This is a genomic window from Xanthomonas sp. WHRI 7064 (assembly GCF_040202355.2).
GTDB lineage: Bacteria > Pseudomonadota > Gammaproteobacteria > Xanthomonadales > Xanthomonadaceae > Xanthomonas > Xanthomonas arboricola.
In genome coordinates this window covers 2,058,971-2,072,099 of the sequence record NZ_CP167821.1, presented here as the reverse complement: position 1 = coordinate 2,072,099, position 13,129 = coordinate 2,058,971, and the positions used below count along the sequence as shown (strand labels likewise).

At 66.3% G+C, this 13,129-nt stretch carries 15 protein-coding genes; 3 read left to right on the top strand and 12 right to left on the bottom strand.

What is annotated here, in order from left to right; all coding sequences use genetic code 11:
• Window positions 1-235: 235 nt before the first annotated feature.
• The 7 genes from ABQY74_RS09055 to rlmE all read right to left on the bottom strand — a co-directional run bounded on the left by ABQY74_RS09055 (window position 236) and on the right by rlmE (window position 7,398).
• Entirely contained in the window at window positions 236-730 is a 495-nt protein-coding gene (locus ABQY74_RS09055) for a CinA family protein (protein ID WP_039515969.1), read from the bottom strand.
• A 337-nt stretch (window positions 731-1,067) separates the two neighbouring features.
• Entirely contained in the window at window positions 1,068-2,387 is a 1,320-nt protein-coding gene (hflX, locus tag ABQY74_RS09050; protein ID WP_126968806.1) for a ribosome rescue GTPase HflX, read from the bottom strand.
• An 11-nt stretch (window positions 2,388-2,398) separates the two neighbouring features.
• On the bottom strand, window positions 2,399-2,677 hold the full coding sequence (hfq, locus tag ABQY74_RS09045; RefSeq protein ID WP_005915027.1) for an RNA chaperone Hfq: 279 nt from the start codon (window positions 2,675-2,677) through the stop codon (window positions 2,399-2,401).
• A 77-nt stretch (window positions 2,678-2,754) separates the two neighbouring features.
• The gene (miaA, locus tag ABQY74_RS09040; RefSeq protein WP_104574205.1) at window positions 2,755-3,738 is read right to left on the bottom strand and encodes a tRNA (adenosine(37)-N6)-dimethylallyltransferase MiaA; all 984 of its coding nucleotides are present in this window, start codon (window positions 3,736-3,738) and stop codon (window positions 2,755-2,757) included.
• Window positions 3,738-4,640, bottom strand: coding sequence for a dihydropteroate synthase (gene folP / locus ABQY74_RS09035; protein WP_104574176.1), 903 nt, complete (start codon window positions 4,638-4,640; stop codon window positions 3,738-3,740). The genes miaA and folP overlap by 1 nt, the downstream gene beginning before the upstream one ends.
• A gap of 124 nt (window positions 4,641-4,764) precedes the next feature.
• Window positions 4,765-6,705, bottom strand: a complete 1,941-nt coding sequence (gene ftsH, locus ABQY74_RS09030) for an ATP-dependent zinc metalloprotease FtsH (RefSeq protein ID WP_016904004.1) — start codon at window positions 6,703-6,705, stop codon at window positions 4,765-4,767.
• Between the two features lie 60 nt (window positions 6,706-6,765).
• Entirely contained in the window at window positions 6,766-7,398 is a 633-nt protein-coding gene (gene rlmE / locus ABQY74_RS09025) for a 23S rRNA (uridine(2552)-2'-O)-methyltransferase RlmE (protein ID WP_016904005.1), read from the bottom strand.
• A 65-nt stretch (window positions 7,399-7,463) separates the two neighbouring features.
• On the opposite strand from rlmE, the gene yhbY reads away from it, so the two are divergent.
• Both yhbY and ABQY74_RS09015 read left to right on the top strand, forming a co-directional pair.
• Entirely contained in the window at window positions 7,464-7,769 is a 306-nt protein-coding gene (yhbY, locus tag ABQY74_RS09020) for a ribosome assembly RNA-binding protein YhbY (RefSeq protein ID WP_039520794.1), read from the top strand.
• 15 nt (window positions 7,770-7,784) lie between these two features.
• A complete protein-coding gene (locus ABQY74_RS09015; RefSeq protein ID WP_039527813.1) occupies window positions 7,785-8,165 on the top strand; it encodes an Mth938-like domain-containing protein in 381 nt (126 codons plus the stop codon).
• A gap of 165 nt (window positions 8,166-8,330) precedes the next feature.
• Here ABQY74_RS09015 and ABQY74_RS09010 read toward each other — a convergent pair whose 3' ends face one another.
• From ABQY74_RS09010 to surE, 4 genes are read right to left on the bottom strand one after another with little or no spacing between them, the layout of a single operon-like run.
• On the bottom strand, window positions 8,331-9,107 hold the full coding sequence (locus tag ABQY74_RS09010) for a peptidoglycan DD-metalloendopeptidase family protein (RefSeq protein WP_054592808.1): 777 nt from the start codon (window positions 9,105-9,107) through the stop codon (window positions 8,331-8,333).
• Window positions 9,104-9,718, bottom strand: coding sequence for a YqaA family protein (locus ABQY74_RS09005; RefSeq protein WP_039515957.1), 615 nt, complete (start codon window positions 9,716-9,718; stop codon window positions 9,104-9,106). Before ABQY74_RS09005 ends, ABQY74_RS09010 begins: the two co-directional genes overlap by 4 nt.
• A gap of 18 nt (window positions 9,719-9,736) precedes the next feature.
• On the bottom strand, window positions 9,737-10,414 hold the full coding sequence (locus ABQY74_RS09000; protein WP_016904010.1) for a protein-L-isoaspartate(D-aspartate) O-methyltransferase: 678 nt from the start codon (window positions 10,412-10,414) through the stop codon (window positions 9,737-9,739).
• The gene (surE, locus tag ABQY74_RS08995; RefSeq protein WP_349794280.1) at window positions 10,411-11,190 is read right to left on the bottom strand and encodes a 5'/3'-nucleotidase SurE; all 780 of its coding nucleotides are present in this window, start codon (window positions 11,188-11,190) and stop codon (window positions 10,411-10,413) included. The genes ABQY74_RS09000 and surE overlap by 4 nt, the downstream gene beginning before the upstream one ends.
• Before the next feature lie 99 nt (window positions 11,191-11,289).
• Here surE and ABQY74_RS08990 point away from each other — a divergent pair, with 99 nt between their 5' ends.
• Window positions 11,290-11,829 (top strand): Smr/MutS family protein, encoded by a 540-nt coding sequence (locus tag ABQY74_RS08990; RefSeq protein ID WP_039520788.1) that lies wholly within the window; start codon window positions 11,290-11,292, stop codon window positions 11,827-11,829.
• Between the two features lie 136 nt (window positions 11,830-11,965).
• On the opposite strand, the gene truD is transcribed toward ABQY74_RS08990, so the two are convergent.
• Entirely contained in the window at window positions 11,966-13,075 is a 1,110-nt protein-coding gene (gene truD, locus ABQY74_RS08985; protein WP_126968801.1) for a tRNA pseudouridine(13) synthase TruD, read from the bottom strand.
• Between the last annotated feature and the right edge of the window lie 54 nt (window positions 13,076-13,129).

The following is a 13,129-nucleotide window of genomic DNA, read 5'->3' as shown; positions in this document are numbered from 1 at the left end:
CGCGACGCACTGCGGCGAGCGCCGTAGGTCGCGTGAGGCCACACCTTAGCGAGTGAATGGGGTTGGACAACACCGCTGGCAGAAGCTGCGCAGCGCGCAGCGAACACAATGCAACGAAAGCTGCATTGCAGCCATGCATGAACTGCGCAATCGCTAGATGTCGAAGAGAAACACCGCGGCCAGCGTCGCACTGCGCGCAGCATAGGCGCGCGTGCGGCTTTCTTCCGTACGAGGACTAGAGCAGTGCGCTCAAGCCCTGCAGCGCGGCAACCACGGTCTGACGCCGCACTGCATCGCGATCACCAGCGAACTGGAACAACTGCGCAGTGGCATAGCCGCCGCGCCGTTTCCAGCCGATCCATACCGTGCCGACCGGCTTGTCCTCACTGCCGCCACCCGGGCCGGCGATGCCGGTCACCGCCACCGCGATGCTCGCACCGGAATTGACCAGCGCGCCCGACACCATTTCGATCACCGTTTCGCGGCTAACCGCACCATGCACTTCCAGCGTCTGCGGCCGCACCCCCAGCAAGGCCTGCTTGGCCTCGTAGCTGTAGGCGGCCATGCCGCAATCGAACCAGTGCGAGGACCCGGCCACATCGGTGACCGCCTTGGCGATCCAGCCACCGGTACAGCTCTCGGCAGTGACCAGGCGCTCGCGCGCGGCAAGCAGCTGTTGACCAAGGCGTTCGGCCAGCTGCTGCAGTTCGGAATCGGCGGACATGGACATGGGCACGGCGAGTGAAGGAGCAACCGACGTTTTAGCCGAATTTGCCGCGCCTGTCTGCGCTGGCGCCCAATCCGCGCCAGCGACGACGTGGCCGGGGTTCAGTGGCGGTGTGCAGCCGATGGCAGCGGGCATCGGCTGCGCTGGCGACAGGATCGCAATGATATCGGCTGCTGGCGGACATTCTTACGCCTGCACCACTGCTGCAGACACGCATTTGGTCGTGCCAGCAAACAGAACGCCACGGCCAAGCAGCGCGATCGCTACACCGCTGCCCTCATCTGCCGGCCCTGACCACATCGATCTGCACGGCCGGCACAAGCCGACCGTGCAGCGCCGATCACGACTCCCAGTCTTCGCGACGATCGGGCAGCATCGCGCGCAGTGGCGCACCGTCGTCGCCGGCAGCCAGGCGCTCGGCCTCGACCATCGGCAGGTCGACGTCCAGCAACCAGCCGCCCTCGTCGGACTGCTCGCCGCGCACCACTTCCAGTTGGTGCAACTTCGAGCGCAGACGGCCGGCCGATGGCGGCAACCGCAGTTGCCCGGTCACATGGCGCAGGTCCAGTCGCTGCCCGAGCGCATGCTGCAGTTCCTGCAGCCCGCGTCCGTCGCGCGCGGAAACCCACACGCGTTCGCGCCGCGCCTGGTCGGGAATACCGTCCTGCGCATCGTGACGCACCTGCGCGCCTTCGATCTTGTCGATCTTGTTGAACACCAGCAGCTGCGGCAGATCGCCCGCACCCACCGCATGCAACACCTCATCGACCTGCTGGATGCGTTCCTCGCGCAGCGGGTCGGCCGCATCGACGATATGCAACAGCAGATCGGCGTCGCGCGCCTCGGACAAGGTCGAACGGAATGCGGCGACCAGTTGGTGCGGCAGGTCGCGCACGAAGCCGACCGTATCGGCCAGGATCGCACTGCCGCCGGGCAGCGCGATACGGCGCACGGTGGGATCGAGCGTGGCGAACAACTGGTCGGCCACGTAGGCCTCCGCACCGGTCAAGGCGTTGAACAGCGTGGATTTGCCGGCATTGGTGTAACCGACCAACGCAATCCGCGGCAGTTCGCTGCGCATGCGCGCACGCCGCATCTGGGTGCGCTGCACCTCGACCTTTTCCAGCCGCTGCTGCAACTGCTCCACCCGCTTCTGCAGCAAGCGGCGGTCGGTTTCCAACTGGGTTTCGCCAGGGCCGCGCAGGCCGATCGAACCACCGCGCTGACGCTCAAGGTGGGTCCAACCGCGGACCAGCCGGGTGGCCATATGCCGCAGCTGCGCCAGCTCCACCTGCAACTTGCCCTCGTGGCTGCGTGCCCGCTGCGCGAAGATGTCCAGGATCAGGCCAGTGCGGTCGATCACGCGCCGCTCCAGATAGCGCTCCAGATTGCGCTCCTGGCCCGGCGACAAGGTGTGGTTGACCAACACCAGATCTGCTCCGGTGGCCTCGGCGGCGGCCTTGATTTCTTCCAGCTTGCCGCTGCCGATCAAGGTCGACGGGTTCGGTTTGTCGATGCGCGCGGTGAGCGTGGCCGCCACCGTGGCGCCCGCCGACTTTGCAAGGTCGGCGAACTCCTCCAGCACATCCTCTTCGGCAGGCCCACCGGAGTGGGTCTGAATCAACAACGCGTGTTCACCCTTGCGTGAGCGATCAAACACGCACTACTCCATTACTGCTCGACGTCGTCATCTTCCGCCTGGTTGCCTTCATTGGATTGCACATACCCACCACCTGGTCCCACGCGCACATTGCGCGCCGGCACGACCGTGGAGATGGCGTGCTTGTAGACCATCTGACTCACGGTATTGCGCAGCAGAACCACGAACTGGTCGAACGACTCGATCGTGCCCTGCAGCTTGATGCCGTTGACCAGATACACAGAGACCGGCACCCGCTCGCGCCGCAGCGCGTTGAGGAATGGATCCTGTAAAGATTGCCCCTTAGCCATCGAAAACTCCTCTTCATTATTGTTCTTATAGTCCCGGTCGACACCTGCCATCCCCAGCCGGCCCCGGAAACGGGATGTTACACGCCTGAAGCCTGCCGTACAGCGGGACGTTGACCGAGGAAGCCGACAAGTGAGCTCTCCAGTCGATGGCGGTCATGCTCCGGGTCGAACCAGCGCGCGTCGAGCTCGCCACGCAGCCAGGTGAGTTGCCGCTTGGCCAGTTGACGGGTGGCCTGCACCGCCTTGTCGCGAAAATCGGCCAGGCGACCGGCCCCGTCCAGATACTCCCAGGCCTGGCGGTACCCCACCGCGCGCACCGCGGGCAGATCCAGCGGCGCGGCGACCGCACGCAGTTGCGGCAGTGCCCGCAGACGTTCCACCTCGGCCAGGAAATCCTGCGCCAGCATCGTGTCCAGGCGCTGTTCGATACGTGCATGCAGCACTGCGCGCTCGCGCGGCGCCAGCACCACCTTCAGCACCCGCACCGGCAAGCGCGGGCCCGGCGGTAGCGCCTGCCAGTAGCTGATCGGCCTGCCGCTGATGCGGTAGACCTCCAGGGCGCGCTGGATCCGCTGCGGATCGGTGGTATGGATCCGCGCCGCCGCAACAGGGTCGACGTCCGCCAGTTGTGCGTGCATCCGGGCCCAGCCGAGCTCGCCGGCTTCGGCTGCGATCGCCGCGCGCACCGCCGGGTCGGCCTCGGGCAACTGCGACAGCCCTTCCAGCAAGGCGCGGAAGTACAGTCCGGTGCCGCCGGCCAGAATCGGCAGCTTGCCGCGCGCCACGATCTGCTCGATCGCCTGCCGCGCATCGCTGGCGAATTCCGCCGCCGAATAGATCTGCCAGGGCTCGCGCAGATCGATCAGGTGATGCGGCACAGCCGCGCGCATCGCCGCATCCGGCTTGGCCGCGCCGATGTCCAGGCCGCGGTACACCAGCGCCGAATCGACGCTGACGATCTCGCCGTTCCAGCGCTGCGCGGCGTCCAGTGCCAGCGCGGTCTTGCCGCTGGCGGTCGGCCCCATCAGCGCGATCGCCAGCGGGCGGCGGTCGGCCGGCATCAGTCCTCGTCCGGCCAGCGAATGCCCGGTGCCGCCGGCGCGCTCACGCGTGGCAGCGGAATCGCCGCCATCGCGCTCCACACCTTCAGCGCATCCACGGTGGCGGCCACATCGTGCACGCGCAGCAACATCGCGCCGTGCTGGGCGGCGATCAGATGCGCGGCGACCGAGCCGTATACGCGCTCTGCGGCGACCTGGCGCCCGGTCAACTCGCCGATGCTGCGCTTGCGCGACAACCCGGCCAGCACCGGCAGGCCGAACTCCTGCAGGCGCTGCAACTGCGCCAGCACGGTCAGATTGTGCGTGGTGGTCTTGTCGAAGCCGAAACCCGGGTCGAGGATCAAGCGGCGCTTGTCGATCCCGGCCATTTCGGCCGCGAAGATGCGCTCGGCCAGGAAGCGATGCACCTCGGCCACCACGTCGTCATAGTGCGGCGCGTCCTGCATCGCATGCGGCGCGCTGCGTGCATGCATCAACACCACCGGCACCCGCAATTCGGCTGCCGCATCCAGCGCACCCGGCGAGCGCAGCGCATGCACGTCGTTGATCATGCCGGCGCCGGCCGCGACCGCCGCGCGCATCACCTCCGGCTTGTAGGTATCCACACTGATCGGCACAGTGGTCTGCTGCACCAATGCCTGGATCACCGGGATCACGCGTTGCAGCTCTTCCTCCAATGACACCGGCGTGGCGCCGGGACGGGTGGATTCGCCACCGATATCCAGCACCGCAGCGCCCTGCTCGACCAGACCCAGGCCATGCGCGATGGCGGCCTCGCAGCTGGCGTGCTGGCCACCGTCGGAAAACGAATCCGGCGTGACATTGACGATCCCCATCACCTGCGGCGCATCCAGTCGCAGCTCGCGACCGGCGCAATCCAGCTTGAGGGCGGTGTCGAACATCGATGGTGTCTCCTTGGATGATTGCGGCAAGCGCTGATCGGATGATGCGGCGCTATAACGCATCAAGGCCGGGAATCGCTTCCCGGCCTTGATGAATGCTTCTGCAGCTGACCGATGCGTTGGGTTACAGCTGCTCGGCCGGCCCGGCAATCGGCGGCAACGGACGCGGGCTACCCTTGTCGTTGTTGTTGCCACCGTCCTTGTCGGACTTACCCCAGCCTGCCGGCGGCGGCGGCTCGCGGCCTTCCATGATGGCGTCGATCTGCGGCACGTCGATGGTCTCGTACTGCAGCAGCAGCTGCGACATCGCATGCAGCTTGTCCAGGTTCTCGGTGAGGATCGCCTTGGTCTTGCTATAGGCCTTGTCCAGGATCGAGCGCACCACTTCGTCGATCATGCGCGCGGTCTCGTCGGAGACGTTCTTGTGCTGGGTAACCGAACGACCCAGGAACACCTCGTCTTCCTCCTCGCCGTAGGCCACCGGGCCGAGCTCGTCGGACAGGCCCCACTTGGTGACCATGTTGCGCGCCATCTTGGTCGCACGCTCGATGTCATTGGACGCACCGGTGGTGACCTTGTCGCCGCCGAAGATCAGCTCTTCGGCAACGCGGCCGCCGTACAGCGAGCACAGCTGCGACTCGATCGCCACGCGGTTCATCGAGTAACGGTCGCCTTCCGGCAGATACATCGTCACGCCCAGGGCGCGACCACGCGGAATGATCGTGACCTTGTAGACCGGGTCATGCTCGGGCACCAGACGACCGACGATGGCGTGACCTGCCTCGTGGTACGCGGTGAGCGTCTTCTCGTCCTCGCTCATGGCCATCGAGCGACGCTCGGCACCCATCAGGATCTTGTCGCGGGCACGATCGAAGTGGTCCATGCGGACTTCCTTCTCGCTGCCACGCGCGGCAAACAACGCCGCCTCGTTGCACAGGTTGGCCAGATCGGCACCGGAGAAGCCCGGCGTACCGCGTGCGATGACCATCGGCACCACGTCGTCGGCCAGTGGCAGCTTGCGCATGTGCACACGCAGGATCTGCTCGCGCCCCTTGACGTCCGGCAGACCGACCACGACCTGACGGTCGAAACGGCCCGGACGCAGCAGCGCCGGATCCAGCACGTCGGGACGGTTGGTCGCCGCGATCACGATCACGCCTTCGCCGCCTTCGAAACCGTCCATCTCGACCAGCAACTGGTTCAGGGTCTGCTCGCGCTCGTCATGCCCGCCGCCGAGACCGGCGCCGCGATGACGGCCCACCGCATCGATTTCGTCGATGAAGATAATGCACGGCGCATGCTTCTTAGCCTGCTCGAACATGTCACGCACGCGGCTGGCACCCACGCCGACGAACATTTCCACGAAGTCCGAGCCGGAAATGCTGAAGAACGGCACCTTGGCTTCGCCGGCGATCGCCTTGGCGAGCAGCGTCTTGCCGGTACCCGGCGGGCCCACCATCAGCACGCCGCGTGGGATCTTGCCGCCCAGCTTGGTGAACTTGGTCGGGTCACGCAGGAAGTCGACCAGCTCGCCGACTTCTTCCTTGGCCTCGTCGCAGCCGGCAACGTCGGCAAAGGTGATCTTGACCTGGTCCTCGCCCTGCAGCTTGGCGCGCGACTTGCCGAAGCTCATTGCACCCTTGGCACCGCCGCCACCGCCCTGCATCTGGCGCATGATGAACAGCCAGAAGCCGATGATCAGGATGACCGGCAGGAAGTTAAGGACCAACGACCAGAAGCCAGGCCCGGTGGAGGGCTTCTGGCGGGTCATTTCGATGTTCTTGCTATACAGCACGTCGACCAGCTTGTCGTCGCGCGGACCGTAGACGGTGGCTTCGCTGCCGTCGGTGCGCTTGAAGCGGATCGCGTTGACCGCCAGGTTGGTCTCGTCGGTGTAGTCCACCGATTTGACCCGACCTGAGTCCACTTCCTTCAGGAACTGGGTGTAGGTGATCGAGTCGGGGCCGACACCGCCCGCCATCCGCGGCGAGAAGCTCTGGAAGACGACCATCAGCACAACCGCGACGACCACCCACAGCAGCAGATTCTTGGTCAAGTCGTTCATCCTCATTGGCTCCGGTGCCCTCTACTCTTCAATTCTTGAAACACGGTGGTCATTGGCAGCTTACTTGATCTGGGCACGCTTGCCCTGACCGAGCGCATAAACTTCCGGGGAGCGCTTGCGCGAGGCCGCCGGCTTGCGAATCGTCACCTTGTCATAGCGGCGGCGAAGCTCACGAATGTAGTCGTCGGACCCGACACCCTGGAACAGCTTGATCAGGAACGCCCCGCCCGGTTTGAGGTGGGTATCGGCAAATTCCATCGCCAGTTCTGCCAGGTGCATCATCCGCGGTTGGTCGACCGCATCCATGCCACTCTTATTGGGGGCCATATCGGACAGCACAAGGTCCACCGGCACATCGCCCAGCATCGCCTCGAATTCCGATAGGACGGTTTGCTCCCTGAAGTCGCCGTGAAGGAACTCCACGCCGGCCAGCGGCGGCATCTCCAGGATATCCAGCGCCACCACCCGGCCACTGTCGCCCATGGACTTGCGCACCTGCTGCGACCAGCCGCCCGGCGCCGCGCCCAGGTCGACCACCACCATGCCCGGCTTGAGCAGGCGGTCGCGCTGGAGCAGTTCTTCCAGCTTGTAGGCCGCGCGCGAGCGCATGCCTTCGGCCTGCGCCTTCTTGACGAACGGATCGGCGAAGTGTTCCTTGAGCCAGCGCTGGCTGCTTTTACTACGGGAAGGCATCGGCAAAGGGGTCTGAACGGGTCGCCATGATACCCTGAACACCCTTTGCTTCCCTTTGATCCTGCATGTCCATTGTTCTCACCTCCGCCCAGAACCGTTTCCTGCGCGGCCAGGCCCACGATCTCAAGGCACTGCTGCAAACCGGCGGCAAAGGGGTCACGCCGGCATTTCTGGCCGAACTCGAGGAAGTGCTCGAGCGCCACGAACTGATCAAGGTGAAGGTGACATCGGAGGATCGCGAGGCCCGTGACGCCATGATCGCCGAACTGACTCAGCAGACCGGCAGCGCGCTGGTGCAGCGGATCGGCCATGTCGCCATCCTGTACCGCCCCAGCAAGGAAAAGCGTCAGATCGTGCTGCCGCGCGGCTGACCCGACGAGTTCGACATGCCTCTAAGCCAGGAACACCCCGACTACACCTATGCGCTGCGCGCGGCCGATGGCCGCCATGCCAAGGTGAACGACCAGATTCTGCAGCGCAGCTTCATCCTGATGCCCGACGAGCTGGTGGAAGACTGGCCGGTGTCGAGCCTGGAACAACTCGAGGTCGCGCATATGGACGCGGTGCTGGCGCTCGCCCCGGCGGTGATCCTGCTCGGCACCGGAGAGCGGCAGCAGTTCCCGAAGACGGAGGTGCTGGCAGCCTGCCTGACCCGCGGCATCGGCCTGGAAGCGATGACCAATGCGGCCGCGGCACGCACCTACAACGTGCTGGCCAGCGAAGGCCGCCGGGTGGCATTGGCGATGATTCTGGAAGGCCGGGATTAGAGAATCGGGAATCGGGAATCGGGAAAGCAGGCCGGGCTGAAGTTTCTCTGTCAAACAATAGGTTGACAAAGCCTAAGATGCCGTGACTCTGCAGGGCGTCGCACGCGGCCCACCGATAAAGCTCCAGCCCAAGGCTATTGCGACTCCCTATTCCCTATTCCCGATTCACTTTTTAGGCAGATACAGCAACGGATCCACCGGCTTGCCGTTGTAGCGAATCTCGAAGTGCAGCATGTCGCGGGCCGCGCCGCTGCGGCCCATCTCGGCGATCTGCTGGCCGGCCTTGACGCTCTGGCCTTCGTTGAGCAGGCGCTTGCGGTTGTGTCCGTAGGCGGACAGCCACTGGTCGTTGTGCTTGATGATGATCAGCTCGCCGTAGCCGACCAGGCCGGCGCCGGAGTACACCACCACACCGTCGGCCGCGGCACGCACCGCCTGCCCGCTGGCTCCGGCGATGTCCACGCCCTGCTTGGTGGTCTCGCCGCTGACGAAGGTGCCGACCACCACGCCGTCGGCCGGCCAGCGCCACGGAAATCCGCTGCTGACCGGTGCTGCGATCGGGGCACTCGGGCGCGGCGGAACCACCGTGCCGGCGCTGGAGCTGCTGCCGCCCGGCCTGCTGGCTCCGGGCGGATAGAGCTTGAGGGTCTGGCCGGGATAGATGGTGTTCGGCGAGGACAGGCCATTCCAGGCCGCCAGATCCGGCGCGGTGATATTGGTGCGGCGCGAGATGGCGTATAGCGTGTCGCCGCGCTGCACGGTGACGGTCGCACCCGGGCGCGGCACCGATGGACGCGGCGCCGCGGACGGACGCGCGGACGCCGAACCACCGCCGGCTCCGGGCGAGCGCACCACCGTGGCGCTGCTGCAGGCGCCCAGCCCGACGGCGACTGCGAGCAGGACTGCTGTCTTACGTACCGAATTCATCTGCAACTTGCTCATCCGTTGGTTGTCTTCCACACCAGCCAGCCTGCTCCCACCGCCAGAACGGCCATGGCCACCCAGCCCAGCGGCTCGATCCAGCGATGCAACGCGGCCTCGGCACGCGCCCCACCCAGCCGGATCGCGCCGGCCACCAGATACACGCGCTTGCCGCGCCCCACCAGCATGCTGGCAATGAAGGGCAGGATCGGCACGCCGACCACGCCCGAGGCCCAGGTAAAGATCTTCAACGGGATCGGGGTGAAGCCCACCAGCACCAGCGCCCAGAAGGCCTTCCACGGCGAATCGGCGACCAGCGTGCGCAGCGTCTCGATCTGCGCCTGGATCTTCGCGCTCCAGCCCAGCCATTCGATCAACGGTTGCAATGCGGCGAAGGCGAAATGGCCCAGCAGATAACCGACCAGCGCACCGCAGACCGAGCCGATCAGGCTCAAGGTGGCGAACCACAACGCACGCTTGGGTTCGGCCAGCGACATCGGTGCCAGCATCACCTCCGGCGGCACCGGAAAGATGAAACCCTCCACGAAACTGAGGCCGGTCAGCAGCGCCGGAGCGCGGCGATTGCGCGACCAACGAATGGCCACGTCGTACAACGGCCCGAAGATCTTCATCGAGAAACTCTCATGGATTCAATCCAGCATGCCCGACAACAGCGGGACGAACGTGACCGGCGCCAGAACCTGCTGCTCGATTGCACCGTCGGCAGCGCGCGTGAGTTGCACCAGTGACTGCGACGAGGCGCCACCGACCGGGGCCACCAGCCGCCCGCCGACCGCCAGCTGATCGACCAGCGCGTCGACCAGCGCCGGGGCGGCGGCGGTGACCACGATGGCATCGTAGGGGCCATGTTCGGGCCAGCCGATGCGGCCGTCGTCGTGCTTGCTGCGCACGTTCATGCCCAGATGGCGGAAGCGCTTGCGCGCCTGCCGCAGCAGGTCGCCGATGCGCTCGACGGTGTACACCTCCAGCCCCAGCGCGGCGAGGATCGCGCCCTGGTAGCCGGAGCCGGTGCCCACTTCGAGCACTTTGGTCGGGCCGACCTGCAGCACCGCCTCGGTCATGCGCGCGACCACCCAGGGCTGCGAGATGGTCTGCCCGTGGCCGATCGGCAAGGCGGTGTCTTCATAGGCACGCGAGGCCAGCGCTTCGTCGATGAACAGATGGCGCGGCACGGTGCGCACCGCGTTGAGCGTTGCTTCGTCCTGGATGCCAGCCTCGCGCAGGCGCTCGACCAGCCGGTCGCGCACGCGTTGCGAGGTCATGCCGATCCCGACCGATTCCGGTTGCAGGCGCAGCCTCGGCGTCATGCCGGCGTATCCAGCGCGGCGGTCAGGCCGCCCACCCAGCCGGCCACCGTCTCCAGCGCCTGATAGCGGGTCAGGTCGACATGGATCGGGGTGATCGAGATATGTCCGGTGCGCACGGCATGGAAGTCGGTGCCGGCGCCAGCGTCCTGCTCCGGCCCGGCCCGGCCGATCCAGTACACGGTGCGGCCGCGCGGGTCGCGCTGCGGCACGCAGGGCTCGGACCGGTGGCGGTTGCCCAGCCGGGTGACCTCGAAACCGAGCACCTCCGACCAGGCCAGGTCCGGCACGTTGACGTTGAGGATGGTATCGGCGGGCAACGGGTCGGACTTCAGCCGTGCCACGATCTCCACCGCGGCGCGCGCGGCGGTTTCGTAGTGATGCGCTTCGTGATTGTGCGTCACCAGCGAGACCGCCACCGCCGGCAGGCCGAGGAAGCGGCCTTCCATCGCGGCGGACACGGTGCCCGAATAAATCACGTCGTCGCCGAGATTGGCCGAGTTGTTGATGCCGGAGACCACGATATCCGGGTCGTAATCAAGCATGCCGGTCAGCGCCAGATGCACGCAGTCGGTCGGCGTGCCGGCAACCGCGCAGGTCTGCGCGTCGATGCGGCGGGTGCGGATCGGCACATCCAGCGTCAGCGAATTGCTGGCGCCGGAGCGGTCTCGGTCGGGCGCGACCACCATCACTTCATGACCGGCATGGCGCAGCGCCTCGGCCAAAATCTGGATGCCGGGGGCGTCGACACCGTCGTCGTTGCTAACCAGTACGCGCATGGGACTCCTCGGAAAACCGGGTCATGATACCGGATGCGTCCGCGCCCTTCGCGCTTGATCTTCGCTTGCGCCTGAGGTTGGGCAGGTTAGGCTGTGAGCATGTCGCATCCTGAAGACGAAGACGACGGCGCGCTGTTCCGCGCAGCGATCGGCGCGGTCAAGCCGATTCGTGAAGTCGCCCCACCGGCCAATGCCAAGCCGCGCCCCAAGCCGCGCGCGCGCATGGCCGAGCGCGACGATGCGGAAGCGCACACCGAATTCGCGCGTCTGCTGCGCGACAGTGCGCCGTTGGAGGCGGGCGATACCGCCAGCTACCGGCGCGAGAATCTTCCCACCCGATTGTTTCAACGGCTCAAGCGCGGTCAGTTCTCGATCCAGGACGAACTGGACCTGCATGGCGCCACCGCCGCGCAGGCCGAATCCCTGCTGCGGCAGTTCCTGCTGGAAGCGCATGCGCACGAGCATGGCTGCGTGCGCATCATCCACGGCAAGGGGCTGCAGTCGGACAATGGCGCGCCGGTGTTGAAAAACCTGATGGATCGCCTGCTGCGTCAGCGCAACGATGTGCTGGCATTTCATTCCGCGCCGGCCACGCAAGGTGGCACCGGGGCATTGCTGGTGTTGCTGGCGCGGCGTTAGCGCCGATTGGGCGATGGGTCGCCGATGTAGGCATGCGCTTGCGCGAAGGACGCGTTGATGGGCAGGCCTGTCGCGGCCAGGTCCGCTCCTACGGCGGTGACGTGCTTGCCGGGCGGCCAACGACAACCGAGCAGGCCTAGGCGTCGGAACGCAGGCCGGCGTTGAGACGGCCGGCGTCGCTGACCTCGCCGAGCTCCCACAGCACCGCGGTGGCGTAGCAGCCCGGCGGCAGTGCGAATGCGATCTGCAGGCTGTCCGCATCCAGCCAGCGATACTCCAGCTGTTGCGGACGCAAGCGCAGTGCGCGGCGCTCCTGCTTCAAGCCCGCGGCCTCCAGGCCTTGCCGCAGCACCTCCGATTGCGGATCGGACAACGCGCCCTGCTCCACCGCCGCAGCCTGCCCGGTCGAACGCAGCTCGCCGGCGCCCCACAACGGCCCGCTGGGATGGATATCGAAGCGCGCCAGGCGCTCTGCCAGTACATCGGTGAATGGTTCGGGGCCGAACACGCTGCGCGAGCCATCCAGCATCCACGCCTCGCCATCCAGCGCGGTGTCCCAGCTGCCCTGCTCCACGCGTGCGGTGAGCAGCCGATTGAACAACGCCGAGCGCGCCGCCGACAGCAGCATCGAGCGTTGATCGTTGCGCAGCCGCCGCCGGGATGCCGGCGCCGCCGACAAGGTGCCGTCTGCATTGGATACATAACCGAACATCGCCAGCGCGGAGGCCACGTTGCCGCCATCGCGGCCGAAACGCTGTTCGCCAAACCAGTTCGGGATACCGCGCGCGGCGATCGCCTGCAGGCGCTGTTCGATCGCCGCGTGCTGGCCCTGCACCTGGCGCAACGTCAACACGAAACGATTGCCCAGCAGTGCGCCGCGTTGCAGCTTGCGGTTATGCCAGGTACTGGCGATGACCTGCATCTCATCGTCGTCGAGCGCGGCGAGCTCCGGCGCGATGCGCTTGGGCAGATGCACGCTGAAGCGCTGCGTGGTCACCGCATGGCGGTCCTTCAGCCCGGCGTAGCTGACGCCCATTTCGGCGATTCCGGCCCACTGCGCGAGTTTTTTCGCGATATAGGCGGTGTTCTGCCCACGCTTGCGGATGGTGAGCAACAGGTGCTCGCCCTCGCCGGTGGGCTCGAAAGCCGGCAGCTCATCGACCTGAAAATCTTCGGGCGTGCTGCGCATTGCCGCGCCGAGGACCGCAGCGCCATGCGCGCGCGGCAGAACAAAGATGTCGCTCATGCTGTGATTTACCTTCGCGCCGACAGGTCGTGCGCTATGTGCCGAATGCCTCGG